The 26,432-nt window shown below is 72.5% G+C and carries 9 protein-coding genes and 2 pseudogenes; 3 read left to right on the forward strand and 8 right to left on the reverse strand.

The window, feature by feature from the left end; genetic code table 11:
• Nucleotides 1–13: 13 nt before the first annotated feature.
• From fdxA to ACQEWB_RS39935, 3 genes and pseudogenes are all read right to left on the reverse strand, one after another.
• Nucleotides 14–334: a ferredoxin gene (fdxA, locus tag ACQEWB_RS39925; protein WP_432840054.1), complete on the reverse strand. Its 321-nt coding sequence runs from the start codon at nucleotides 332–334 to the stop codon at nucleotides 14–16.
• On the reverse strand, nucleotides 331–1,377 hold the full coding sequence (locus ACQEWB_RS39930) for a 2-oxoacid:ferredoxin oxidoreductase subunit beta (RefSeq protein ID WP_432840056.1): 1,047 nt from the start codon (nucleotides 1,375–1,377) through the stop codon (nucleotides 331–333). The genes fdxA and ACQEWB_RS39930 overlap by 4 nt, the downstream gene beginning before the upstream one ends.
• Nucleotides 1,367–3,231 (reverse strand): annotated as a pseudogene (locus tag ACQEWB_RS39935) (2-oxoacid:acceptor oxidoreductase subunit alpha). The gene ACQEWB_RS39930 and the pseudogene ACQEWB_RS39935 overlap by 11 nt, the downstream one beginning before the upstream one ends.
• Before the next feature lie 289 nt (nucleotides 3,232–3,520).
• On the opposite strand from ACQEWB_RS39935, the gene ACQEWB_RS39940 reads away from it, so the two are divergent.
• The 3 genes from ACQEWB_RS39940 to ACQEWB_RS39950 all read left to right on the forward strand — a co-directional run bounded on the left by ACQEWB_RS39940 (nucleotide 3,521) and on the right by ACQEWB_RS39950 (nucleotide 7,592).
• The gene (locus ACQEWB_RS39940) at nucleotides 3,521–4,225 is read left to right on the forward strand and encodes a TetR/AcrR family transcriptional regulator (protein WP_432840058.1); all 705 of its coding nucleotides are present in this window, start codon (nucleotides 3,521–3,523) and stop codon (nucleotides 4,223–4,225) included.
• Nucleotides 4,226–4,516: 291 nt separating this feature from the next.
• Complete coding sequence (locus ACQEWB_RS39945; RefSeq protein ID WP_432840060.1) at nucleotides 4,517–6,265, forward strand: MFS transporter; 1,749 nt, start codon at nucleotides 4,517–4,519, stop codon at nucleotides 6,263–6,265.
• A 106-nt stretch (nucleotides 6,266–6,371) separates the two neighbouring features.
• Nucleotides 6,372–7,592, forward strand: a complete 1,221-nt coding sequence (locus ACQEWB_RS39950; protein ID WP_432840062.1) for an EamA family transporter — start codon at nucleotides 6,372–6,374, stop codon at nucleotides 7,590–7,592.
• Here the strand turns inward: ACQEWB_RS39950 and ACQEWB_RS39955 are convergent.
• The 5 genes and pseudogenes from ACQEWB_RS39955 to ACQEWB_RS39975 all read right to left on the reverse strand — a co-directional run.
• Nucleotides 7,515–10,394: a TetR family transcriptional regulator gene (locus ACQEWB_RS39955; RefSeq protein ID WP_432840064.1), complete on the reverse strand. Its 2,880-nt coding sequence runs from the start codon at nucleotides 10,392–10,394 to the stop codon at nucleotides 7,515–7,517. The genes ACQEWB_RS39950 and ACQEWB_RS39955 overlap by 78 nt on opposite strands.
• A 20-nt stretch (nucleotides 10,395–10,414) precedes the next feature.
• Nucleotides 10,415–12,082, reverse strand: coding sequence for an NAD(P)/FAD-dependent oxidoreductase (locus ACQEWB_RS39960; protein ID WP_432840066.1), 1,668 nt, complete (start codon nucleotides 12,080–12,082; stop codon nucleotides 10,415–10,417).
• A gap of 41 nt (nucleotides 12,083–12,123) precedes the next feature.
• Complete coding sequence (locus ACQEWB_RS39965) at nucleotides 12,124–16,074, reverse strand: acyltransferase domain-containing protein (protein WP_432840068.1); 3,951 nt, start codon at nucleotides 16,072–16,074, stop codon at nucleotides 12,124–12,126.
• Complete coding sequence (locus ACQEWB_RS39970; RefSeq protein ID WP_432840070.1) at nucleotides 16,062–17,498, reverse strand: type I polyketide synthase; 1,437 nt, start codon at nucleotides 17,496–17,498, stop codon at nucleotides 16,062–16,064. The genes ACQEWB_RS39965 and ACQEWB_RS39970 overlap by 13 nt, the downstream gene beginning before the upstream one ends.
• 181 nt (nucleotides 17,499–17,679) lie before the next feature.
• Nucleotides 17,680–26,343 (reverse strand): annotated as a pseudogene (locus tag ACQEWB_RS39975) (type I polyketide synthase); the annotation flags it as partial.
• Between the last annotated feature and the right edge of the window lie 89 nt (nucleotides 26,344–26,432).

The raw sequence follows: 26,432 nt of genomic DNA on the forward strand, positions 1-26,432 counted from the left end.
CCAACCGGGGGGCTCAGCTCGTGGGCATGGGCTGCCCCGCGACCACGGGGTGGTCCTGGTCGGCGGGACCGTGGTCGCTCGCCCCGCCCGGGGAGCCCAGCTCGGCGAAGAACTCGGTGTCCGCCGCCCGGAACGCCGACCACTCCTGCGGGACGTCGTCCTCGAAGAAGATCGCTTCGACCGGGCAGACCGGCTCGCAGGCGCCGCAGTCGACGCACTCCTCCGGGTTGATGTACATCTTGCGCGGCCCCTCGTAGATGCAGTCCACGGGGCACTCGTCGACACAGGCCTTGTCCTTGATGTCGACGCAGGGCTGGGCGATGACGTACGTCATGAGGAACTCCCCACGGTCCAGGTGTCGTTGCCGGCGAGGAGGACGGCCAGGTCGCCCTTCCCGTTCTGTTCGATCGCGGTGTCGAGCTGGTCGGCCATCTGCCTGTCGTAGACGGGCCGGTCGACGGAGCGGAACACGCCGATCGGGGTGTGGTGCAGGGTGTGCGGATCGGCGAGGCGGGAGAGGGCGAAGGCGGTGGTGGGGGAGGGGGAGTGGGCGTCGTGGATCACGATGTCCGACTCGTTGTCCGGCGTCACGTCGACCACCTTCAGATCGCCGGTGGCCCGGTCGCGGACCACACCGCGGGAGCCGCCGAAACGGATGGGCTGCCCGTGCTCCAAGCGGATGACCTGGTCCTGCTGCTTGTCCTTGAGGACGTCGTAGGCGCCGTCGTTGAAGATGTTGCAGTTCTGGTAGATCTCGACCAGGGCCGTGCCGCGGTGGGCGGCCGCCTCCCGCAGGACCGACGTGAGGTGCTTGCGGTCGGAGTCGATGGTGCGGGCGACGAAGGATGCTTCCGCGCCGATGGCCAGGGACACCGGGTTGAAGGGGGCGTCCAGGGAGCCCATCGGTGTCGACTTGGTGATCTTGCCGACCTCGGAGGTCGGGGAGTACTGGCCTTTGGTGAGGCCGTAGATGCGGTTGTTGAAGAGGAGGATCTTCAGGTTGACGTTGCGGCGCAGGGCGTGGATGAGGTGGTTGCCGCCGATCGACAGCGCGTCGCCGTCGCCCGTGATCACCCAGACGCTCAAGTCCCGCCTGCTGGAGGCGAGTCCGGTCGCGATCGCCGGGGCGCGGCCGTGAATGGAGTGCATGCCGTACGTGTTCATGTAGTACGGGAAGCGGGAGGAGCAGCCGATGCCGGAGACGAAGACGATGTTCTCCCTGGCCAGGCCGAGTTCGGGCATGAAGCCCTGGACGGCCGCCAGGATCGCGTAGTCACCGCAGCCGGGGCACCAGCGGACTTCCTGGTCGGACTTGAAGTCCTTTGCCGTCAGGGCGAGTTCGCTCCTCGGTATCAGGGGGATTGCCTCAGTGGGCATGGATGGCCTCCTTCAGGGCCTGCGCGAGCTGTTCCGCCTTGAACGGCATGCCGTTGACCTGGGTGTGCGACTCGGCGTCGATCGCGAACTCGGCCCGGATCAGCCGGGCGAGCTGGCCGAGGTTCATCTCGGGGATCAGTACGCGCCGGTAGGAGCGCAGGACGCTGCCGAGGTTCCTCGGGAACGGGTTGAGGTGCCGGAGATGGGCCTGCGCGACGGAATCGCCGGCCGCGCGCAGCCGCCGTACCGCCGCCGTGATCGGTCCGTACGTCGAACCCCAGCCCAGAACCAGGGTGTTGGCGCCATGAGGGTCGTCGACCTCCAGGTCCGGTATGTCGATGCCGTCGATCTTGGCCTGCCGGGTGCGGACCATGAAGTCGTGGTTGGCGGGGTCGTAGGAGATGTTGCCGGTGCCGTCCTGTTTCTCGATGCCGCCGACGCGGTGTTCCAGGCCGGGGGTGCCGGGGACCGCCCAGGGGCGGGCCAGAGTGCGCGGGTCGCGTTTGTAGGGCCAGAAGACCTCGGTCCCGTCGGCCAGGGTGTGGTTCGGACCCTGCGCGAACTGCACGGTCAGGTCCGGGAGGTCGTCGACGGACGGGACTCGCCAGGGCTCGGAGCCGTTCGCCAGATAGCCGTCGGAGAGGAGGAAGACGGGCGTGCGGTACGTCAGCGCGATGCGCGCCGCCTCCAGGGCCGCGTCGAAGCAGTCGGCGGAGGTGCGCGGGGCGACGACCGGGACCGGGGCCTCGCCGTTGCGGCCGTACATCGCCAGCAGCAGGTCGGCCTGCTCGGTCTTGGTGGGAAGACCGGTGGAGGGGCCGCCGCGCTGGATGTCGATGACGAGCAGCGGCAACTCCAACGACACGGCCAGCCCGATCGTCTCCTGCTTGATGGTGACGCCAGGGCCCGAGGTCGTGGTGACCGCGAGCGAACCGCCGAAGGCCGCGCCGAGTGCGGCGCCCACCGCGGCGATCTCGTCCTCGGCCTGGAAGGTCCGTACACCGAAGTTCTTGTGCTTGCTGAGCTCGTGAAGGATGTCCGAGGCCGGGGTGATCGGGTACGAGCCCAGGAAGAGGGGAAGGTCGGCCTGGCGGGAGGCGGCGATCAGGCCGTACGCCAGGGCGAGGTTGCCGGAGATGTTGCGGTACACGCCGGGCGGGAAGGCGGTCGTCGCCGGGGCGACCTCGTACGAGACCGCGAAGTCCTCCGTCGTCTCGCCGAAGTTCCAACCCGCCCTGAAAGCGGCGAGGTTCGCCTCGGCGATCTGCGGTTTCTTGGCGAACTTGGCCCGCAGGAACCTCTCCGTGCCCTCCGTCGGCCGGTGGTACATCCAGCTCAACAGCCCCAGCGCGAACATGTTCTTGCTGCGCTCGGCCTCCTTGCGGGACAGCTCGAAGCCCTTGAGCGCCTCGACCGTCAGCGTCGTGAGGGGGACGGCGTGCACGCGGTAGGCGTCGAGGGAGCCGTCCTCCAGGGGGACGCCTCGTAGCCGACCTTCTGCAGCGCGCGCCGGGTGAACTCGTCGGTGTTGACGATGACTTCACCACCGCGCGGCAGGTCGCCGATGTTGGCCTTGAGAGCCGCCGGATTCATGGCGACCAGGACGTTCGGCGCGTCGCCCGGGGTCAGGATGTCGTGGTCGGCGAAGTGCAGCTGGAAGGACGAGACGCCCGGCAGGGTGCCTGCGGGGGCTCGGATCTCGGCGGGGAAGTTCGGCAGGGTCGCCAGGTCGTTCCCGAACGACGCCGTCTCCGAGGTGAACAGATCACCTGTCAGTTGCATGCCGTCGCCGGAGTCGCCCGAGAAGCGAATGACGACCCGGTCGAGCTGCTCTGTTTGATACGTCACCGGCAAGTGCCTCTCCCTGGGCGGAAATGCGCGTGTCGCACGGACGAGGGTGGGTGTGTCCCCGGCGCCTCGCCGCGAGCGTAAGCTCAACAACCGATGATTTCAATGGGCGTTGAATTGAGTCGCGGGTCACTCTCGGGCGTCGGCCCCCGCTCTGGCCTGCGCTTTGACGCGGTGTCACCACTCCGACACGGAGAAGCTTTGACCTGAGAAATCACTGACCGTAGACTTCACGCCAACATGAATTAGTGTCGCGCGTCCTACGGGGGACTCGGGATCGAGAGGAAGTGCCGCCGTGGCAAAGGCCAGAGGCTCATCCGGAACCCGCCACGCGATCATGCGCTCCGCGGCGGATCTCTTCGCGGAACTCGGCTTCGGCAACACCTCGATGCGTGCCGTGGCCGCGGCCGCCGGCTGTGATCCGGCGCTGGTCACGCACTACTTCGCCTCGAAGGAGGCGCTCTATCGCGCCGTCGTCGAGGAGACGGTACGGCCGGCCGAGGTGATCCGCGAGGCGCTGGAGCGGGGTGACCTGGGCGCGGCGGAGTGGCTGCTGCGCCATGCCGTCGCCGACTGGAACGACCCGGTGCAGCGCCGCCGCATCCTCGGAGTGCTCCGCTCCGCCTCCGATCTGCCCGCGGCGAGGGAGCGTTTGAGCCAGTCCCTGCTGTCCGAGGGGGTTCCGGACGGCGGCCCGGACGAGGTCCGCGTGTGGCTGATCAGCAGCCTGTTCATCGGCGTGATGACGTCCCGTCACATGGGTCTGCTGCCGGTGGAGTTGGCGGAGGGTGACGGTGGTGAAGAACTCGTGAGCGCCCTCGCGCCCGTGGTCGCCTCCTATCTCGCGGGCGCCCCGGCTCGTGACGGCGCCCCGGCTCGTGACGGCGCCCCGGCTCGTGACGGCGCCCCGGCTCGTGACGGCGCCCCGGCTCGTGACGGCGCCCCGGCTCGTGACGGCGCCCCGGTGCGCGACGGCGCCCCGGTGCGCGGCGCCTCCTGAACCCCCTCCCGTTCGGCGCCTGTTGACCTCGACGCCGCTCACCCTTCGCCACGACGTTCGACGCGCCGCATTCTTCGCGCCCCGCAAGCGCCCCGCGCGGGCCCGCCCGTTGCTCTTCGTGCGCGTCCTCGCAGGTCCAACTGTGGTGGCGCTGTGTGTCATTGGGCGGACGGTGGGTGTCCGGATCGCGGTCGCGGCGGTTGCGCCAAAGAATTCAGTACTCGTAGACTTCATTGGAGAGTGAAATATTGGAGGGCGCTGTCGGGCAGGCAGTGGACCCAGGGAGGAAACATGGAATCCATCGACACCGGCATCCCGGCGGCCGCGCCGCCCGGCGCCGCGCCCGCACCGTCCGCCACCGGCAACCCGGCACGCTGGGTGATCCTCGCGGTCACCCTGTCCGCGATCTTCATGCAGATGCTGGACACGACCATCACGATGGTCGCCCTGCCGTCGCTCCAGAGCGATCTCGGCGCGACCTTCGCCGAGATCCAACTGGTCGTCGCCGTCTACTCGTTGGCCTTCGCCTGCACCCTGGTGACCGGCGGCCGGCTCGGTGACATCCACGGCCGCAAGAAGGTCTTCCTGATCGGCATGCTGGGCTTCACCATCGCCTCGGCGCTCTGTGGTGCGGCCCCCGACTCGACCTTCCTGATCGCCTCCCGGATCCTCCAGGGGATGTGCTCGGGCCTGATGTTCCCCCAGGTCCTGTCCATCATCCAGGTCACCTTCTCGACCCAGGAGCGGCCCAAGGCCCTTGCCATGTACGGCGCTTCGGTGGGCCTGGGCACCGTGCTCGGCCCGGTCCTCGGCGGCTGGCTGATCGACCTGGACATCCTGAGCACCGACTGGCGGGCGATCTTCTACGTCAACCTGCCCATCGGTCTGATCGCCCTGTGCCTGGGCATGGCGAAGATCCCCGAGTCCTCGGCGCCGGGCGCGCAGCGGCTCGACGTGACCGGCGCGGTCATCCTCACCGCCGGACTGTTCAGCCTGATCCTGCCGCTGGTCATCGGCCGTGAGCACGACTGGCCGGGCTGGAGCCTGGTGCTGCTGGTGCTCAGTCCGCTGCTGCTGGCAGAGTTCTTCGTCTACGAGAACAAGCTCACGAAACTCGTCGACCGCTCACCACTCGTGCCCAGCGGGCTCTTCAAGGAGCGGTCGTTCACCGTCGGGCTCATCATCAGCGTCGTCTTCTTCGCGGGCATCCCGTCCTTCTTCATGACGTTCTTCATGAGCCTCCAGATCGGCTTCGACTACACGCCGATCTCGGCCGGTCTGGTCAGCCTCGGCTTCGCCGCGCTCATCGCGGTCGGCTCGGCGCGCTCGGCCGCGGTGGTCAAGAAGCTCGGCACCAAGACGCTCGCGCTGGGCACCGGACTGCTCCTGGTCGGCATGGCCGGCGTGATCGGCACCTTGCACTGGGCCGGCTCCGACCTGCACGGCTACCAGCTGGTCCCGTCCCTGATGGTGGCCGGCCTCGGCGGCGGGTTCTTCCTCGCCCCGTGCACCGGCATCATCCTGGCCGGTATCCGGTCCAGCAACGCCGGTTCCGCGTCCGGCATGCTCGCCACCGTCCAGCAGGTGGGCATCGCCATCGGCATCGCGGTCGCGGGCATCCTCTTCTACGGGCTGCTCGGGACCAACGCCGACGAGGCCAGCTCCTCGGCCGTGCCGCAACTGCGCTCCGACCTCGCTGCGGCCGGCGTCGCCGAGGCCCAGCAGACGCAGATCAGCACGGCCTTCCAGACCTGCTTCCACGACAAGATGAACCAGAAGGACCTCACCGACACACCTGCCAGCTGCGCGAAGATCCAGCGGGAGATGGCGAGCAGCCCGCTGCCGCAGGAGGTCAAGCAGCAGGTGAAATCGGCGGTCCTCGGCAAGGCTCTGCCCGAGGCGCGCAAGGCCAACTTCGGCGACAGCTTCGAGCAGGTCGTCTACTGGCAGATCGGCTGCTTCGGCCTGTCCTGCCTGCTGGTGCTCGCCCTGCCGCGGATCCGCCCCGAGGACGTCCAGGACGTGCCGGGCGGAGCGTGAGCCTCGGATCCACCCCTTCCGGGCCGGGGTACCGCACGGTCGACGCGGCACCCCGGCCCGGTGCCTTCTCTCCCAACTGCCGTGCCCCGCAGGGCGAAAGGACGACGTGGACACCGTGTTTCCGGTTCTGGCGCTCGGCGCGGGCTCGGCCCTGGTGTACGCCGCCGCGGCCGTCGCCCAGCGCGTGGCGGCGGTGCGGGCCGCCGGGGCGGGCGGCCGGTCCCTCGGACGCTCGGCCGCGTGGTGGATATCCGTCCTGCTCAACGCGCTGGGCGCACTGCTGCACACCGCGGGCCTGCGCTACGGCTCGCTGGTCGCCGTACAGATGCTCGGCGTGCTCACCCTGGTCGCGGCACCGCTGCTGTCGGCCCTCGTGCTGGGACGCCGTATGACCTCCGCGCAGTGGTCGGGTACGGCGCTGACGGTCGCCGGCGTGGTCGGAATGCTGATCCTGGTCCCGGCGGCCGGGGCCGGCCGCCCGCTGGACGGGCCCGAACTGGCGGGCGTGCTGAGCCTGACGGCCGTCGCGCTAGGGGTGCCGGTCGCGCTGGCGGCCGCGGCCCGGCGGGCGCAGGCCGCGAGTCCGGCGGACGTGGCCTCGCTCCGGCGTGCGGCTGCCGTGAGTCTGCCGGGTGTGGCCTCGCTCCGGCGTGCGGCTGCCGTGAGTCTGCCGGGTGTGGCCTCGCTCCGGCGTGCGGCTGCCGTGAGTCTGCCGGGTGTGGCCTCGGCCCGGCGTGCGGCCGCCGCGAGTCTGCCGGACGCGGCCTCGGTCCGGTGGGCGTCGACGGCGAGTCTGGCCTACGCGGCCGCCGCCGGGGTCGCCTTTGCCGCGGCCTCCGCGCTCGCCCAGACAGCGGTACTGGAGCTGACCGGGCAGGGCCTGGGGCGAACCGGCTCCGCCGCCCTGGTCGCCGCCGGCACCCTCCTCCTTGCTCCAGCCGGGCTGATGCTCTGTCAACTCGCCTACAGGGGTGGCCTGGAGGCGCCACTGGCCACCGTCACGCTGGTCAACCCGGTGTTCGCCGCGGTCATCGGGATCGTGGTGCTGGACGACCGGTATCCGACGGGCGCGCCGAATGCGCTGGCCGGAATCGCCGCCGCCTGTGCCGCCGGGCGGGGCGTGTTCCTGCTGGCGCGGGCGGAGGGCGGCGGCGCGCGGGAGAAAGCGCAGGCCGGGAAGGGCGTTGACGCGGCGGAAAGGAGAGCCCTCCTTCGAGGTGCCGCCGCCTCGCCCGCCGTTCCCCGTCCCCTACCGCTGAGCCACCCGCTCGAAGTGGACCTCGATGGCGGGGGCGAGCCACTCCATGAGTTCCTCGAAGTCGAGTGAGGCGAGGGGCTCCACGGCGAGGACGTAGCGGAGCATCACCAGGCCCGCGAGCTGGGCGGAGACCAGGGACGCGAACGCCGGTGTGGCCTCGGTGTGTTCGGGGACGATCCGGCGCAGACAGGCCTCGAAGGCCGACTCGATCTGGTCGCGGAAAGTTCGGGCGGTCGCCTCGTCCGACAGGCTCGTGCGGTATACGGCGACCAGTGCGGGCCGCGTCGACTCGTCCTCCCAGAAGGACAGGAAGGTACGGGCGATCCACTCGCCGCGGTTCTTCAGCCCGGCCGTCACCTCGTCGTCCGTGAGGGAGTCGAAGAGGGCGGACATGTCGATCCGCGAGGAGACCGCGTCCTGGAACAGGCCGTCCTTGTTGTTGAAGAAGTGGTGGATGAGCGCCGGGTCCACCTGGGCCTGCTGGGCGATGCCGCGCATCGTCGTCCCCGAGTACCCCTTGTCGGCGAAGAGTTGGAGCGCGGCGGTGAGGATCTGGTCCCTGGTGCCGCTCTGGCCCGGCCGCCGGCCACCACCGCGCGCGGCACGCTTCGCACGGGCCCCGGGGCCGCGCGGCACGCCGGTGCTGTTCGGGCAGGGGCTTCCGGCTCCGTTGCTCATTGCCCCCTCCGTCGTTAATTCATGGGCTGTGGAAATCAACGTTACCAGCATTCCACATGCAAGGACTCCCCGGTAGGGAGCATTCCGATACGCGCGCGCGGTGTCCAGCCACCCCCCGCGCCCCGGTGGGAGTCTGGCCGGATCCGAACAGCCCCCGGCCGAAGGGGAGTCGGACGGGCGGCCGCGGCATGGCGAACGGCAGCGCCGAGCCGCCGTCCCGCGCTCCTCGCCCGGGGAGCACGGGACGGCGGCTCCTTCCCTGCCGCCCTTCAGGGAGTCCGGCGTCGGTGGGTCACCGTTCGACGCTGGGCAGGACGGTGGCGCCGGGGTCAGGACCCGGCGCACCGCGTACGGGGCGCGGCGTTTGGCCCAGAGCAGGACCTTGATCCGCTTCAACGGGGTGAAGTTGTAGTAGCGGTCGGTCGGGTCGCCGAAGGCGAACAGCGGCGGTACGAACGAGGCGTCCCGCAATTGGCCGAAGATCCGCTCGGCCGCGGTGCCCGGCGCGAGCCGCTGGTCGGCGACCTGCCGCAGCAGGCGGTCCGTGTCGTCGAACAGGGCGACGAACCCGGCGTACACCGGGAACCACAGGCCGGCGCCCCGGTGTCGGTCCACCTCCCGCCACTGTCCCGGGACCCCGGCGCTGGCCAGGGCGTCGTTGCGGGCCCGCTTCAGGGAGAGGGCGGCGAACATCGAGTGCAGCAGCCACACCCGGCAGAAGGCGTTCCAGAGCCGGAAGTCGGTGGTCGCCGTGAGCGCGGTGCCGAGCAGGCGTTCGCTGTGCTCGACCAGGGACGACTGGAGGGATGCCAGGCCGCTGAAGCGGGCCTCGGACCAGTCGCCGTCCTCCTGCGCCGCGATGAGGTGGGCGGCCGCCGCGTGGACGAGCTCCGCGGTGAGCGTCACGTCACGGGAGAGCGTGAAGTCGCAGCGGACGGCGGAGCGGTCGAGGACGAGGAAGCCGGGGCCGGTGGTCGCGGTGGCCGCGTACTGCCAGCCCTCCGCGCTCGTCCAGGGGCGGACCACGGTCGCGTCCGCGAACTGCCAGGCGAGGTCGGGGAATTGGGCGACCAGGTGCTGGAAGTCCTCCTCCGCGGAAGCCGAGCCCTGCGGCCACAGCTTGGTGTCGAGGCTGACCGACACGCTGGTGAGGGCCCCCTCGCCGGTGCGGTCCTCGCCGAACGGCACGAGCTGGATCCAGCCGCCGGGAAAGACGACCTGGGTCGTGCCGCCCGTCCAGGGCGAGCCCCCGGTGCCCGGGTCGACGCGCCGCTCCAGCGGGCGTACACCCCGCAGATGGGCGGTGAGCACGCGCGAGGAGTGGCGTAGTGGGCGCAGGGCCGGGCCGGCGCCGAGGCGGGACAGCATCGGGGCGTCGGGGCCGGACATGTCGACGACGAACTCGGCTGCGACGGCGGTGCCGTCGGTGAGCTCGACGGTGAAGTCGCCCGCGTCGCCCCGGACTTCGCTCAGTGCGGGACGGTTGACGGGCACCCGGGCGCCGTGGCCGACGGCGACGCGGTGCACCCAGGCGTCCACGTCCGGGCGGTACAGGTGCGACTCGCCGTGCTCGCTCGGGACGTTGAACTGAAGCACCTGGTGCGGGCGGACGCGGGCGCCGGGGCGGGCGTAGACGAAACCGATGCTCGACTTGAGCCCGGACGTCCGGCGCACCTGCTCGGGCAGCTGCCCGAAGTGCCCCAGCGCGGCCAGCTCGGGGACGTCGTAGCGGCGGGAGAGCAGCTCGAAGACCTCGGCGGTGTACGGCACGGTCGTCTCACCGGCGGGGATCTCGGAGTCGTGCCGCGAGTCGACGAGCACGACGTCGACGCCGGCCCGGGCGAGGATCGCGGCGAGCATGGAACCGCCGAGGTGGGCGCCGAGGACGGCGACCTTGTGGCGGGGGATGTCGCGGTCGGGCACGGGCAGGGTGGCGGACGCGTCCTCCTGCTCCACCGGTTCGTCCGGCAGGGCCGACTCCGCCGCTCCCACGGCATCGGCTCCGTCGAGCCAACTACCGGTCGTCGGTGCGGGGTTGGCGTCCGTCTCCGGTGGGGACGCCCGTCGCTCCCGCAGGTCCTTCGGTGTCGCCGTCCGGCGCGGCTTCCTGGTGGACGTCGGCGCCGTGGTGGCTTCGGGCGGCGTCGGCCCGGTCGCTGCCGCGGGCCTCGGTGCCCCTTCGTCGCTGGGCATCGTCGTGTCCTCCTTCTCGCTCACGCGGGCTTGTGGAAACGGGAGCGCAGGAAGCCGGCCAGGGCGCTGGCCACGACGGGGCCCGTGTCGGGAGCCGCCGAGCCGCGTTTGGCCCAGTGCATGGTGCGCAGCATGCGGGGTGGGTTGGGGTTGTAGAAGCGGTTCGCCGGGTCGTGCAGGCCGAACGGCGGCGGGGCGTAGGCGTCGTCCTGGAGGAGGTCGAAGAGCTCGCCCGTGGCCCGGTCGGGGGTCATCAGCCCGGCCTCCACGTCCCGGCAGGCAGACCAGGCCGCATCGGTGATCTTGTTGAAGCCGACGCTCGCCGGGAAGAGCGCGCCGGGGTGCGGCTGAGCCTCCAACTCCCGCCAGATCATGGGGTCGTCGGTGCTCCGGAAGCGGGTGAGGGCGTCCTGGGCGTTGAGCGTGCCGAGCACCGTGCCCAGGGCCCACATCCGAAACGTCGCGTTCCACATGTCGTAGTCGCGGAAGGAGGTGAAGGAGGAGGCGACGACGTCGTCGTGGGCGCGGACCAGGCCCTGCTGGAGGGTCTCCACATGGGAGAAGCGCTCCGCCGAGAAGTCGTCGTCTTTGACGGCCTCGATCAGCCGCCAGGCAAGGGAGTTGACCACGTCCGTGGTGTTGGTCAGACCGCGCGAGTACAGCGCGTCCACGAAGCCCGCGGCGTGCGAGGTCAGGCAGAAGCGGTCGCCCACCACCTGCTTGGAGGAGTACTGGAGCCGCCCGGTGGAGACCCACGGGCGGGCCGCCTTCGCGTGCCTGAACTGCGGGGCGATGTCCGGGAAGCGCTCCAGGAACCGCGCGAACTCCCGCTCCGGCGGCTCGTCCGTCTTCGGGTGCCGGCGTGGGTCGAGGGTCAGACCCACGCTGCACAGCCGGTTGGTGGCGCCCTTGTGGTTGTCGAACGGGATGACCCACACCCAGCCGCCGTCGAAGATGTGGTGCAGCGTGCCCTGGTGCCAGGGGCTCGGGTTGTCGTGCGAGCGGGCGGCGGGGCAGTCGTCGTAGGGACGCACCCCGATCATGTGCGTGAAGACGGTGCGCGAGTGGGTGCGCTGCTGCGGGACCTCGTCGCGCAGGCCGAACTTCCGTGCCAGCGGCGAGTTGTGGCCGCCGGCGTCCACGATGTAGCGGGCCCGGATGTCCGGACCGTTCTCCGCCGCGAGGGTGACGCCGGAGCCGTCGATGTCGACGTCGCTCACCCGGGTGCCGAGGCGGCCGGTGGCGCCGTACTTCAGCGCCACGTTGTACATGTAGGCGTCGACGTCCTGGCGGAACATGTGCGACTCGGTGGACAGGGCCACCGGGATCACGAACTGGTTGATCTCGTGCGGGTCTTGAGACTCGCCCTCGCGGTGGTAGACGAAGCCGAAGTTGCGCTTCTGGCCGGAGTTGGACGACACCTTGGAACGCATCGTGGAGAAGTGGCTCAGGTGCGCGATCTCCGGCACCCGGTAGCGGGCGGCGAGAATGCGCAGCATCACCGAGGTGTACGGGATCGTCGACTCGCCCACCGCGAAGCGCGGGTGGGTGCCCGCGTCGATCAGGACGGTCTTCACGCCGTTGCGCGACAGGATGGCGGCGAGGACGGAACCGGCGATGCCGGCGCCGAGGACGGCGACGTCGTAGTCCGCCGGGCCGGACGGTCCGGACGCGGGCAGTGGCTGCATGATGCTCGTTCCTCCAGTGGTCGGGGCGGAATGCGGGGCGGTCACGCCTGGGTCGCGGGCGCGGGGTACTCGGCCTCGACCAGCTCCAGCAGATGGGCGCCCCAGTGGATGCCGGGGCAGGCGAAGAAGTCGCGGCTGCTGATCTCGAGGCGCAGGTCGTCCCGGCAGCGGCTGATCAGCTCCATCACCATCAGGCTGTCCAGGCCCATGTCGGCGAGGCGGGTGTCCTCGGTGAGGATGTCCAGTTCGAGGCGCAGGATCGCGGAGAGCTGCACGCGGATGTACTCGTTGAGCTCGGCGAGCCGCTCGGCGTGGCCCAGGCCGACCAACTTGGCGGTCAGCGGCCCCAGTTCGGGGTCGTCTCCGGCACCGGTGGCCACGGGCGCGCTGCGGATCTCGGCGAGGATCGGCCGCTCCCGGCGCGCCTCCATCAGGTCCCGGAACAGCGCCCAGTCCGCGGCGCACACCGTGCGGTGCGCGACCCCGTCGGCGATCGCCTCGCCGAGCAGCTCAAGGGCGTGCTCCGGGTCGAGCTGGACGAGCCCGATGGAGCGCAGGAACGCCATCACCGAGTCGTCCGCGAGACCCGACCGCGCGCCCCACGGACCCCAGCTCACGGTCGTGGCGGCCAGGCCCCGCAGCCTGCGGAAGTGTGCGAAGGAGTCCAGGAAGGCGTTGGCGGCCGAGTAGCCCGCCAGATGCTGCGAGCCCCACACCGAGGCGATCGAGGAGAAGGACACGAACAGGTCCAGGTCCTGGTCGACGGTCGCGTTGTGCAGCGCCCAGGTGCCGTCCGCCTTCGGTTGCAGGCAGCGGTCGTACGTCCCCGGGTCGCTCTCCCGCAGGAACTGCGGCTCGGACAGCCCGGCCGCGTGCACGACACCCCGCAACGGACGTCCCGCCAGGCCTAGTTGGTCGGTCAGCGAGCGCAGCGCGATCTCGTCGCAGACGTCGATCGCCTCGACCCGCACCTCCGCGCCCTGCGCCTCGATCCGCCGTACACCCGCGATCTTCGCGGCGGTCGCGTCGTCCAGGTCGGCCGCCTCCCAGCGGGACCGGTCCGGCAGGCCGGTACGGCCGATGAGGACGACCGTGCCGGCGCCGGAGCGGGCCAGCCACTCGCCGACCAGCAGGCCGAGGCTGCCGAGACCGCCGGTGACGAGATAGCTGCCGAGGTCGCTCAGCCGCAGGGCCGGGCGCTGCTCGGCCGCCGCGACCGGGACCAGCCGGGGCACCAGGGTCTCGCCGCCGCGCCGGGCCGTGAGGTCCTCGGCGGTCGAGGTGGCGAGCAACGCAGCGATCTGCTCCGGCTCGTCCACCGCACCCCGCGGATCCAGGTCCAGCAGACCGCCCCACAACTCCGGGTGCTCCAGCGCGGCCACCTTCCCCAGACCCCACAACGGCCCTGCGGGCACGCACAGTTCACGCTGTCCGGTCCCGGTCCACTGGGCGCCCCGGGTCACCGCCCACATCCGCGTCGGCGCCTCCCGCTCGGCCAGCGTCCGCGCCACGGCGAGGAACACGTGCTCGACACTCTCCCGGGCCTGCCGCACCGAGTCGGCGTCGAACCCGGACACCGGCAGCTCCAGCGCACCGAGCAGGACGACGTGCTCGTACGTCCCGTTCAGCTTCAGGGCGAGTACGGCCGTGTCGGCGGCGGAGTCCGCGCGGGTCACGTCGGCGCCGCGCAGCACCAGCTGCTTGGTGGCGTCCTCGGCGAGCAGGCCGCCGCCAAGGAGCAGCACCCGTTCACCCCGCAGGCTCCGCCCGGTGAAGCGGGCCGGGTCGGCGGGCCTCCAGACCTCCTCCCACACCGTCTCCGCGCGCTCGCCGCGGACCGGTTCGGGCGCGGCGGGCTCGGCCGCCGGGCGCAGGTGCACGTCCCGCATGGCGATCAGCACACTGCCGTCGGCGCCCAGGATCTCCAGGCCGCCGCGGAGTCCGCCCTCGCCGGGGGTGGAGGCGAGCCAGCCGTGGATGTAGCGGCGGGTGCCCGTCGGGACCGCGGTGGGCTGCGGGGCGGCGCCCGGCTCCGGGGCGTTCTCCGACTGGCGCAGCAGGCCCAGGGTCAGGTCGAGCAGGGCGCCGCGGGGCAGCTTCTCGGCCTCCTGGTTGACCTCGGCGAGGACCTCGCCGGGCCCCTGGTAGATCTCGTTGACGACCGGCTCGGCCCAGACCGGCACGCTGATCCCGGCCGGGTCGACCGGCGCGCAGCGGGCCCGGATGGACTCCAGGTCGCCGCCCGTGTCGGTGGGCGGCCGGCGCACCAGTACCCCGCGGGCGTGCAGCCGCCAGCTGCCCGACTCCGCGGACTCGACGCCCTGCCGCGAGAAGCAGAGGAACAGCGAACGGCCCTCGTCGTCCTGCGGCAGCACGTACACCCGTATCTTCGCGGGCCGGTGCTCCGGGTCGAGCAGCAGCGGCTCGCCCACCACGAACCGGTCCACGAGGCGGGGCTGTGCGCCGGGCAGCTTGGCCGCGCCGGCCAGCGCCCAGTTGCAGAACCCGCCCGCCGACACCTGCCGGCGGCCGTCCGGGCCGGTCTGCACGAACACCTCGGACAGCTGGTCGAGTCGGGGCGAGAAGGTGGGCGGCCCGGACAGCAGATGGCCCTCGAAGAGCGCGCCCGGCCCCTCGTCGGCGGGCAGCGCCGACGTCTCGCCGGACGGGTCGCCGTCGTTGAACCAGTAGCGCTCGCGCTGCCACGGGTAGCTGGGCATGGCGGTACGGCGGGGCTGCTCGGCGGCGTGCACGGCCGGCCAGTCGACGACGACACCCCGGTGGTGCAGGGCGCCCAGGGCCTGGCCGACGATGTGCGCGTCCTCGCGGTCCCGGCGCAGCGAGGGGATCCAGGCCACCCCGTCCTCGGGCAGGCAGCGGGCGCCGAGGCCGAGCAGGACCGGGGCCGGGCCGAGCTCCAGGAAGGTGCGGCAGCCCGTCTCGTACAGGCGGGTGACGCCCTGGTAGAAGCGCACCGGCGCCAGCACGTGCTCCGACCAGTAGGCCGGGCGCAGCTGCTCGGGACCCCACTCGCGGCCCGTCACGTTCGAGATGATCGGATACTTCGGCTGATGGAACGTCAGGGTCTCGGTGACGGACCGGAATTCGTCCAGCATCGGGGCCATCAGGGGGGAGTGGAAGGCGTGCGAGACGTTCAGTCGGCGGTGCTTGACACCCCGCCCGGCCAGTACGTCGACCACCCGGCTGATCTCCTCCTGCGGCCCGGACAGGACCACGTCCGTCGGCCCGTTCACGGCGGCCACGGAGGTGCCCGGCAGCGGGCCCGCCTCCGCGAGCGCGGCTCGTACCGTCTCCTCGTCGCAGACCAGGGTCTCCATCACCCCGCCCGCGGGCAGCGCCTCCATCAGCCGGGCCCGCGCGGTGACCAGCCGGGCCGCGTCCTCCAGCGAGTGCACGCCGGCCACGCAGGCCGCGGTGATCTCGCCCAGGCTGTGCCCGATCAGCGCGCCGGGCCGCACGCCCCACGCCTCCCACATGCGGGCCAGCGCGTACTCCACGGCGAACAGCGCGGGCTGCGTGAAGCCCGTGCGGTTGATGCGCTCGTCGTCGCCGGCGCCCGCGAGGACCGGACCGAGCGGCTCGTCGAGGTGCTGGTCCAGGGCCGCCACGCACTCGGCGAGCGCCTCGGCGAACACCGGCTCCGCGGCGGCGAGTTCGGCCGCCATCCCCGCGTACTGCGAGCCCTGGCCGGTGAACAGCCAGCCCACCCGGCGCGCCTTGGCGCCGGCCGGCCCGTGCACCGCCACCTGCTCGGCCCGCTCGCCCGCCGCGAACGCGGCCAGCCCTGCGGTGAGTTGCGCCCGGTCGCCGGTCACGGTCAGCCCGTGCTTCATCCGCGCGCGGCCGACGTGCGTCGAGTAGCAGACGTCCGACAGGGTGCGCGGATCGGCCTTCCGCACCGAGGCCTCGTAAGCCCGCGCCATCGCCCGCAGTGCCTCGGGGCTGTTGGCGCTGAGGGTCAGCAGGCCCACCTCGCGCGGTGTGCCCTCCCGGGGCGCGGGCCGGGGGCCTCGCCGAGGACCGCGTGCGCGTTGGTGCCGCTCGCGCCGAAGCTGCTGACACCGGCCAGCCGCGGGCCCTCGGGCCACGGGGTGTCGACGCTGGTGACCTTCACGTTGAGGAGGTCCCAAGGGATCTGCGGATTGGGGTCGTTGAGGTGCAGATGCTTCGGCAGCGTGTCGTGCTGGAGCGCCAGGACGACCTTGAGCATGCCCGCCGCGCCCGCCGCCGGCTCCAGGTGACCGATGTTCGTCTTCACCGAACCGACCAGCAGGGGACGGTCGGTGGGGCGATTGACGCTGGTGATCGCGTTGAGCGCCTGAAGCTCGATCGGGTCGCCCAGCTGGGTGCCGGTGCCGTGCGCCTCGACGTAGGAGAGGTCCTCCGCGGAGACTTCGGCGTTCTTCAGCGCCGAGGTGATGACGTTCTGCTGGGCGGCCGGGTTCGGCACCGTGAGACCGCTGCTGCGGCCGTCGTGCTCGGTGGCGACTCCCCGCACCACGGCCAGGATCCGGTCCCCGGCCGCCTCGGCGTCGCTCAGCCGCTTCAGCACGAACAGCGCGCCGCCCTCACCGCGCGCATAGCCGTCGGCGGAGGCGTCGAAGGTCTTGCAGCGGCCGTCGGGCGCCAGCGCCCGCAACTTGCTGACCAGCACGAAGCCGTACGGCGACAGCATCAGGTTCACACCGCCCACCAGCGCGGTGTCGCAGGCCCGCGAACGCAGGCTCTGCACCGCCTGCTCCAGCGCCACCAGCGAGGACGAGCAGGCCGTGTCGATCACCATGCTGGGGCCCTGGAAACCGAAGGTGTACGAGACCCGGCCGGCCAGGAAGCTCGGCTCGCCGATCAGCTGGTAGGCGTCTACGTCCGCCATCGCGCCCTTCTGCTGCCGCATCCGGACGTAGTCGCTCGTACTGGCGCCGAGGAAGACACCGACCCGGCTGCCCTCCAGCTCGGCGGGCGGCAGACAGGCGTTCTCCATGGCCTCCCAGGCCAGTTCGAGCACCAGGCGCTGCTGCGGGTCCATGCCCGCCGCCTCGCGCGGCGAGATACCGAACACCGTCGGGTCGAAGGCGTCCACCGGACCGTCGAGGAAGTTCCCGGACAGGGTGTACGCCGTACCCGGGTTGTCCGGGTCCGGGTGGTAGAAACCGGCGACGGAGTGCCGCTCCTCCGGGAACTGCGACGTCAGGGAGCGGCCGTCGGTCAGGGACTGCCAGAACTCCTCGGGGCTCGCGCCGCCCGGCAGCCGGCAGGACATGCCGATCACCGCGAGCGGCTGGGCCCGTTGCAGCTCCTGGACGCGGGCGCGCAGGCTGCGGATCGTGCCGAGCGAGTCCTTCAGCCGGCCGCGCAGGACGTCCTGGCTCGGCTGCTCGGCGTGGCTCTTCGTCATCAGTTCTCCTCAAACCCGAAGTTCTGTGAGTCGGAGATCTCCGCCTCCAACTGGCGTAGCAGTTCGTCGTCGTCGAGATCGTCGAGGGCCTCGTCGGCGGGAGCCTCCGCGGTCCCGTCGTCCTGGCCGGTCGCCTCCGGGCGTCGGCCGGATAGCCGAGGCGCTCCAGCAGGTGGGCGGTGAGCGCGAGGGCGGTGGGGTGCTCGAAGGCGACCGTCGAGGACAGCTCGACGTCCAGCTCGCGGGCCAGCCGCAGCCGCAGCGTCAGGGACATCACCGAGTCCATACCGAGGTCGAAGAAGCCCTGGTCCGCGCGGAGTTCGTCCTCCGGCAGCCCGAGCACCGCGGCCACCTGCCCGCACACCCAGTCCAGCGTCCGGTCCCGGCGCTGCTCCGGGTCGAGGGCGTCGAGCCCGGCCACGAAACCGGTGCCGTCCGCGCGCTGCGCCCCACCCAGCACCTCGGCGAACAGCCGCCGGTGCGGGGCGTCGGCGAGCGCGGTGCGGAACTGCTGCCAGTCGACGTCCGCGACCGCCCAGTGCACCGAGTCGTCCCAGGCCAACAGATCGAGGGCACCGACCAGGTCCGGCTCCTCCAGCGGGCCGATACCGCTGGTCTTCAGCAGTAACGTCGTCCGCTCGTCGAGGAGTTCACTGCCCACGAGCGGCATCAGCTCCAGATGCGTCACCGGCAGCCCGGCTGCCCGGCGCCGCGCCGCGAGCGCGCGCAGCGACCAGTCGGAGGGCGCGGAGGCACCCGTGACGGCACCGCCCCAGGTGCCGGGCACCGAACCGAGCAGCACGAACAGCCGCACCGGATCCTTGGCGGTGAGCCGGTGCAACACCTCCGCGGTCCGCGCCCGGTTCAACTCGCCCCGCAGGAGAGCCTCGGTGGTCTCCTCCAGCGGTACGGCAGCGCCGGGCGACCCGGCACACACGACGGACGCGATCCCGCACTCGGCACGCAACTCCTCGACCAGGGAGGCGAGTTCGGCTCGTGAGCCGTGGGTGGCGGCGGTGCGGATCTCGACGCCGAGGTCCCGCCACGCGGCCACACGTTCGGGAGCGGTACCCGCCGTCGGGCTCGGCTCCGTGTCGACCAGCACGATCCGCCGGGCGCCCGCGCCGATCAGCCAGTCCACCGCGCAGGGCGCCAGGGCGCCGCCCGCGCCGGTGACCAGGTGCCAGCGGTCGGCGGGCAGGGCGCGGCGTGCGGTCCGCTGCGGTGGCGCGCCGCGCACCAGGGAGCCGACCTGGACCGCCGAGTGCTCGATCCGGACGTGCTCGTCCCCGGGCGCGCCCAGCAACCGGGTCACCAGCGTGCGCAACTCCTCGGAACTGCCGTGCGTCAGGTCGACGTGCCCGCCCCACGCGTCCGGGCGGGTCATCGCCAGCGTGCGGCCGAGTCCGGCGTGCGCGCCCTGGTTCCCGTCGGGGTAACCGGCGTGCCCGGTCGGCAGCAGCGCGTGCCGGGTGACCAGCCAGAGCCGGGCCGTCGGTCCCTCGGCGTCGGCGAGGGCGGCGGTCAGCGCGACCGTCGCGTGCCAGCCGGCGGGCCGGGAGTCGAGGTCCTCCAGCGGCCACAGGTCGCAGATACCGGTGGTGGGTTCGTTGGCGTGGACGGCGAGGAGCGTGTTCCAGGCGTCGCGGTCGGCGGGGTCGAGGGTGAGGTCGCGGGGGTCGCCGACGGACGGGACCGCCGCCGCCCGCGAACGCACCCGGCGTACATCGCACCCGGCCGCCCGCAGCTGCTCGGTCACCGCTCCCGCCAGGTGCTCCGTGTCGCCGCACACCAGCCAGCGGGTCGCGGGCGCGGCGGTCCCGTCCTGCTCCGCCGGGGCCGGGCGCTGCCCGGCCGGCGTCCACACCATCCGGTACAGCAGGCTCTCCAGCCGGTCTTGCCCGGCGTCCGCGGCCACGGGCGCCTCGGGGACGGCCACTCGCAGCCCGGTCAGCTCCAGCACGGCCCGGCCCGCCGCGTCGAACACGGTCAGATCCGCTTCCGGCGCCCCGTCGGCACCGGCGCGCACCGGTCCACGCAGCAGTCGTACGGTGCCGTCGACCGCGGCCTTCACCCGCACCGACCCGATGCTCGCGACGCGCGGTTCCGCCGCCCGTTCGGCCGTGCCGTCGGCGGTCAACCGAAGGGCCAGCCGCAGCAGTTCGGCGGGCAGCCGGTGCCGCGCCGCCGCGTCCGGCATCCGCACGAAGACCTCCGCCAGCCCCCGGCCACTGCCCGCCGACTCCACCCCGAGCGTCGGGAAGGCGTCGGCGAGCGTGGCCCGGAGGGGCTCGTCGTCGGCGAGTGGGCCGAGGGTGGCAGGAGCCACCGGATCCGACGTGATCCCATGCCTTGTAGAGAGGTCCGCCCAGCTCACCGCCGTGTCCGAGCCGTCCTGCGCGAAGTCCTCCGCGGACCCGACCGTCGCGCTCAGCGCGGGGTCGAGCGGGGCGTCCTCCGCCGACGAGCGCAGGACCAGCGTGGACCGGCGGGTGTCGGCCACCGCCTGGAGCGTCGCCCGGCTCTCGGCGTCCGTGCGCGGCGGGGTGCCGAAGCGTACGTCGGTCAGGGTCGGGGTCGCGGAGCCGGTGGCCGCGGCCGTCGCGAGCGCCGCCTCCAGGAGGGCCGGCGCCGACACCGTCGTACGAGAGCCCTCGCCCGTCGTCTGCCAGGGGCTGCGCGTGCCGTCGACCGTCACCGGGACCAGGGCCGTCCAGGGGGCGTTCGCCGGGCGGACCGGGGGGCCCACCAGCGTGCCCGTGGCGGCCGTGCGGTCCACCGGCAGGTCCGGGAGGCGATGCTCCTTGCGCTGCCAGGGGTAGGCGGGAAGGTCGACCACGCCGCGGCCCGGTCCGGCGAACGCGGCCCAGTCGACGTGCACCCCGTGCGCGTGCAGCGCGCCCAGCGTCGTCAGCAGCGCGCCCACCTCGTCCTCGTCCCGGACCAGCGAGGGCAGCACCGGCGGGCGTCCGGCGCCTGCCGCGGCCAGCGACTCCTCGGTGCCGGAGACCAGCACGGGATGCGGTGACACCTCCACGAAGACCCGGTCGGCCGCGTCCTCGACCGCGCTCACCGCGTCCTGGAAGCGGACCGTGTCACGCAGATTGCGGCCCCAGTAGGCGGCGTTCAGGTCGAGGCCGGACACCTCGCCGCCCATCACCCCTGAATACAGCGGGACTTGGGCCTCGGCGGGCGTGAGGTGCGCGAGACCGGACACCAGGCGCTCGCGCAGCGGTTCCATGAGGGGCGAGTGCGGGGCGACGGGGACCTTGACCCGGCGGACGAAGACGTTCGCCTCGGCCAGTTCCTCGGTCAGCTCCTCCAGCGCGTCCACGTCACCGGCTACCACCGTGGTGCGCGGGCCGTTGATCGTGGCGATGCCCAACTTGTCCTCGTACAGGACCAGATAGGGCGCCAGCTCCTCGCGGCCGAGCCCGACCACGATCGACCCGCCGGTCCCGACCAGCGTGTCCAGCAACCGCGAGCGCAGGCAGAGGATCTCCGCGGCCTGCGCCAGCGTCAGCGCCCCGGCCGCCCAGGCCGCGGCGACCTCGCCCATGCTGTGCCCGACCACCGCGGCCGGCTCCACACCCCAGCTGCGCCACAGCTCGACCAGCCCCACCTGCACCGTGAAGATCAGCTCCTGCGGGATGCCCTCGTCGAAGGGCCGGCTGTCCGGCTCCCCGCGCAGCGAGGCCAGCGGCGACCAGGCGATCCACTTGCCCATCTCCTCCTCGCAGGCCAGCACCGCGGCTCGGAACACCGGTTCGCTGTCGAGGAGTTGACGGCCCATGCCGGCCCACTGGGAGCCGAAGCCGGAGAACACGAACACGCAGGAGCGGGGGGCGTCCGCGGTGCCGGTGAGCACCCCGGGGTGCTCGTTGCCCTTGGCGAGGGCACGCAGGGCCGAGCGCACCGAGACCAGGTCCCGGCCGACGGCGACCGCACGATGGTCGAGGTGACTGCGGCGCGCGCCCGCGGTGTACGCCAGGTCGGCGAGCGCGTGCGCGTCGGCCGACTCCAGGAGGTCGAGGTACTGGCGGGCGGCGCCGGGCAGGGCGGACTCGTGGGCCGTGGAGAGCGGGAGGGCGAAACGGGCCCGGGGCGCCGCCTGTTCGGCCGCTGCCATGGGTGCTTCGGCCACCAGGATGTGCGCGTTCGTGCCGGTGAAGCCGAAAGAGCTCACGCCCGCGATACGCCGACGCTCCGGCTCGGGCCAGCCGTCGCCGCCTTCCGCCAGCGCCAACCCCAGCCGCTCCCAAGGGACTTGGGGGGTCGGACGGGTCGTGACACCGACGTGCCGCGGGATCCGCCCGTGGTGCACCGCCAGCACGGCTTTGATCAGGCCCGCCATGCCCGCGGATGCCTCCAGGTGCCCGATGTTGGGCTTGGCCGAACCGACCAGCAGCGGGGCGGTGTCATCGGCGCCCTGCGGCCGCAACGACTGGGCCAGCGCCCGCAGTTCGATGGGATCCCCGAGCGGCGTCCCGGTGCCGTGCGCCTCCGCGTAGCCGACCTCGGGACCCTCCAACCCGGCCTGTTCCAGGGCCTGTTGGATCAGCGCCCGCTGCGCCGTGCCGTTCGGCACGGTCAGTCCGCTGCTCGCGCCGTCCTGGTTCACCGCACTGCCGGGCAGCACGGCGTAGACCCGGTCACCGTCGGCGAGCGCGGCCGAAAGGCGCTTCAGTACGACGGCTCCGGACCCCTCGCCGCGCAGATAGCCGTCGGCGGCCTCGTCGAAGGTGCGGCACTGGCCGGACGGGGACAGGGCGCCGCCGGCCGAGACCGAGACCGGGATGACCGGGCTGAGGATGACGTTGACACCGCCGGCGACCGCGAGGTCGCTCTCGCCGGAGCGCAGGCTCTGGATCGCCAGGTGCACCGCGGTCAGCGAGGAGGAGCACGCGGTGTCCACCGCCATGCTGGGGCCGGTCAGACCGAGGAAGTACGACAGCCGTCCGGCCGCTCCGGCGAAGGAGTTGCCGGTGCCGTAGTAGAGGTCGACGTCCTGGAGGCGGCCCGCGACCTGCTGGGAGTGGTCGGAGCTGTTCATTCCGACGAACACGCCGGTCGCCGAACCGCGCAGCCGGTCCCGGGTCGCCCCGGCGTCCTCCAGCGCCTCGTAGGCGACCTCCAGGAAGAGCCGGTGCTGCGGGTCGAGGCTGCGGGCCTCACGCGGGGAGACCCGGAAGAAGGCCGCGTCGAAGCCGCGGACGTCGTCGAGATACCCGCCGCGCAGGGAGGTGATCGTGCCGGGTGTCCAGGGACCGTCGGCCAGGAAGGCCTGCCCGTCCCAACGGTCGGAGGGCACGTCCCGGATGACTACGAGGCCGTCCAGCAGCAGCTGCCAGTAGTCACCGACGGAGGGGCTGCCGGGGAAACGGCAGCTCATGCCCACGACGGCTATGGGGTCGTCGGCGGGGGAGGGTGCGGGCGGAGCCTCGGGCAACGGCGGTTGGGATACGGCGGGTTCGGCACCGGGAACCGCTTCGGATACGGCGAGTCCCGCCCCCGGAGCCGCTGCGGCGGACCGCGCCTCCTCGGCGGTACCGGCCATCGCCTCCCGCTCCACCACCTGCGGCAGCAGATGGTCCACCAGCTCGTCCAGGCAAGGCCGCTCGAACGGGGTGGACAACGGGATGTCCAGGCCGAGTTCCAGACCGAGCCGGTCCACGAACTCCACGATGGTCAGCGAGTCCAGACCGAGATCGGCGAAGCCGCGCCGCGGCGGGATCCGTCGGCCCGGGTCCTGCCCGAGCACCCCGGCGAGTACGTCGGAGGTGCGCCGCATGAGCGACCTGCGCAGCCGGTCCGTGCCGCCCGCCGGGGAGCCGTTCGCCGCCGGGCCGCCCGCTCGGATGCCGCCGGCCGGCGAAACGTCGGCCTCGGCATCGTCCCCCGGCCTGATGTCCGCCGCCGCCCCGCTCCGCCTCCTCGCGGGGGCGGCGGCGGACTGATCGACTTCCCGGTCGGCCCCGAGGGGGGTGGGGGCCGTGACCGGGGAGTCACCGGCGGAGGGGGGAGTCTCCGCGGGAGCTGTGGGACCGGCGGCCGGGAGCGAACCGTCGCTCGCGTCACCGGCCAGGTCGAGCTGCCGGGCCGGGCCCAGCGGCCTGCCCGACTCGTCGATCAGCTGCACCGCCAGCCGGGCCGGGCGTACGCCCGCCTCGGGCCTCGCCCCCGCTGCGTACTGCATGCCGGGCGTCACCTCGGGCAGCCAGAACGACTCGTGCTGCCACGGATGCCGGGGCAGGTCGGTCAGCCGCCCGGGCAGCAGCTCGTCCCAGCGGACGTCCGCGCCCGCGCAGTGGAGTTCGGCGAGGGAGGCGAGCAGGGTCGCACTGCCGTCCGTGTCCCGGCGCAGCGACCCGACCGCGATGCCCTGCCGGCGCAGGGAGGCGAGACCGTCGTTCAGCGGTCGTACGAGCGTCGGATGCGGGCCGATCTCGATGAAGTCGGCGCCCTGGTTCGCGATCAGGTTCCGTACGGCGGGCCAGAAGCGGACCGGGCGCAGCACGTTGGCCGCCCAGTAGTCCGCGTCCAGGACGGCCGGCGGTTCGTCCGGCGAGACCGTGGAGACGAAGGTGTCCGGGCGCGGGCTCGGTGCCAAGTCGGCCAGTTCCGCGCGGAGTTGTTCGGCGTACGGGGCCATCGCCGGGCTGTGGAAGGCGTAGTCGCCGGGGACGAAGCGAGCCGAGACCGACCGCTCGCGCAGCAGCGCGGCGATGGCCGTCAGGTCCTCCTCGGACCCGGCGAGCACGGTGGCGGTCGGCCCGTTGACCGTCGCCACGGTGACCGCCCGCCCGGTACCGGCCGCGGCCTGCACCGCGTCCTCCTCGGACAGGGCGACGGCGAGCATCCGCCCGGTACCCGCCGACGCGCTCATGATGCGCCCGCGCCGCACGGCGAGGTCCAGCGCGGTGGGCAGGTCGAGCGCGCCGGTGAAGCAGGCCGCGGAGATCTCGCCGAGGCTGTGCCCGACCACGTCGGTCGGCTCCACCCCGCGCGCCCGCCACACCTCGGCGAGCGCCAACTGGATTGCCACGACGGCAGGTTGGGCCAGCTCGGTCGCCGTGAGGTCGCTCTCCCCGAGCAGCTCCCGCAGCGTCGGCAGCCCGGCGCCCCGCAGCACCTCGTCACTGCGCTCCAGCGAGGCGGCGGCGACCGGCTCCCGGTCCCACAGGTCCAGGCCCATACCGCGCCACTGCGAGCCCTGCCCGGAGAAGACGAACACGGTCCGGTGCCGGCGTCGCGGCTCGGCGGTACCGGTGACGGTCCGCTCGTCGGGCTCTCCCCCGGCCAACTCCCGCAGTGAGGCCCGCAGTTCGTCCACATCGGCGCCGATCACCGTGGCTCGCGCCTCGTGGTGGGATCGCCGTACCGCCGCGGTGTGCAGCACATCGGACAGCGGGAGCTCGTCGCCGTCCAGGGTCTCGGCCAGATCCCGGGCCCGCTGCTGGAGCGCCTGCTCGCTGGAGCCGGACAGCAACAGGACCTGGGGGCCCGGCTGTTGACGAACGACCGGCTCGGTCTCGGTGGCCGGTGCGGAGAGCAGGAGGTGCGCGTTGGTGCCGCTGAGCCCGAAGGCGCTCACGCCGAACAGGGTCTCCTCGGTCGCGCCGTCGACCGGCACGGGCTCGGCGGAGATGCTCAACGGCCCGTCGCCCCAAGGGATCGCGGGGTTGGGCGTCCCGAGGTGCAGCTGCGGCGGAACGAGCCGGTGCCGTGCCGTCAGCGCGGTCTTGATGAGCGCCGCCACGCCCGCCGCGGCGTCCGTGTGCCCGAAGTTGGCCTTGTGCGAGCCGATGTGCAGCCTGTCCCCGCGGCCCGGGCCGAAGACCTGCTGGAGCGCGTACGCCTCGATCGGATCGCCGAGCGGGGTCCCGGTGCCGTGGGTCTCCACGAACGCGACCTGCTCCGGCGAGGCGCCCGCCCGCGCGAGCGCGTCCCGCAGCAGGGACTCCTGCGCACCCGCGTTCGGCACGGTCAGACCGGCGCTGCGGCCGTCGTGGTTGAAGGCGCTGCCCCGGATCACCGCGAGCACCCGGTCGCCGTCGGCGAGGGCGTCGTCGAGCCGCTTCAGTACGACGACTCCGCAGCCCTCACCCCGTACGATCCCGTCCGCCGCGGCCGAGAACGGCTTGCAGCGGCCGGTGGGGGAGAGGGCCTGGACCTTGCTCATGAAGATGGACAGCTCGGGCGCGGCCAGCACGTTGACGCCACCCGCGAGCGCCGTGTCCGCCTCGCCACTGGCCAGGCTGCGGCAGGCCAGGTGGACGGCGACCAGGGACGAGGAGCACGCGGTGTTCACGGCGAGCGCCGGCCCGTGCAGGCCCAGGGTGTAGGCGACCCGGCCGGGCGCGAAGCTGAACTCCTTGCCGCTGGCGTAGTAGGGGTCGATGGCCCGCACACCGCGCGTCTTGGAGTGCAGCAGCGTGTAGTCCATGCCGAGCATGCCGAAGAAGACCCCGGTACGGGATCCGGCAAGGCGCGGTTTCGTCTGGCCCGCGTGCTCCAGGGCCTCCCAGGAGACCTCGAGCAGGAGCCGCTGCTGCGGGTCCATCTCGCGGGCCTCGCGGAAGGAGATGCCGAAGAAGTCCGCGTCGAACTCGTCGAGTCCGGGCAGTACGCCGGCCCAGCGGCAGTAGCCGGTGCCGGGCGCGGCGCCGTCCTCGCTGATGTACTCGGGGCCCCATCGCTCGGGCGGGATCTCCCCGATGACGTCGACTCCGTCGCGCAGCACGCGCCAGAACGACTCGGGGTCGACCACACCGCCCGGGTAACGGCACCCGATGCCGACGAGAGCGATGGCCGGGTCGGTACTGGCAGCGTTGCGGGCGGGCATGGATCCCCCTTGTTCCGGAGCGAACGGGCGAACGGGCGGGTCGTGGTGAGGAGAGAGAAGGGGAGGAGAGGGAAGGGGAGGGCCGGGTG

The sequence above is a fragment of the Streptomyces sp. CA-249302 genome (assembly GCF_050936785.1).
In the GTDB taxonomy this organism is placed as follows: domain Bacteria; phylum Actinomycetota; class Actinomycetes; order Streptomycetales; family Streptomycetaceae; genus Streptomyces.

What these genes read in the sequence shown, in the direction of transcription:
- fdxA (WP_432840054.1), bottom strand. Translation starts at nt 334, where the DNA reads ATGACGTACGTCATCGCCCAGCCCTGCGTCGACATCAAGGACAAGGCC.
- ACQEWB_RS39930 (WP_432840056.1), bottom strand. Translation starts at nt 1,377, where the DNA reads ATGCCCACTGAGGCAATCCCCCTGATACCGAGGAGCGAACTCGCCCTG.
- ACQEWB_RS39945 (WP_432840060.1), top strand. Translation starts at nt 4,517, where the DNA reads ATGGAATCCATCGACACCGGCATCCCGGCGGCCGCGCCGCCCGGCGCC.
- ACQEWB_RS39955 (WP_432840064.1), bottom strand. Translation starts at nt 10,394, where the DNA reads ATGCCCAGCGACGAAGGGGCACCGAGGCCCGCGGCAGCGACCGGGCCG.
- ACQEWB_RS39960 (WP_432840066.1), bottom strand. Translation starts at nt 12,082, where the DNA reads ATGCAGCCACTGCCCGCGTCCGGACCGTCCGGCCCGGCGGACTACGAC.
- ACQEWB_RS39970 (WP_432840070.1), bottom strand. Translation starts at nt 17,498, where the DNA reads ATGACGAAGAGCCACGCCGAGCAGCCGAGCCAGGACGTCCTGCGCGGC.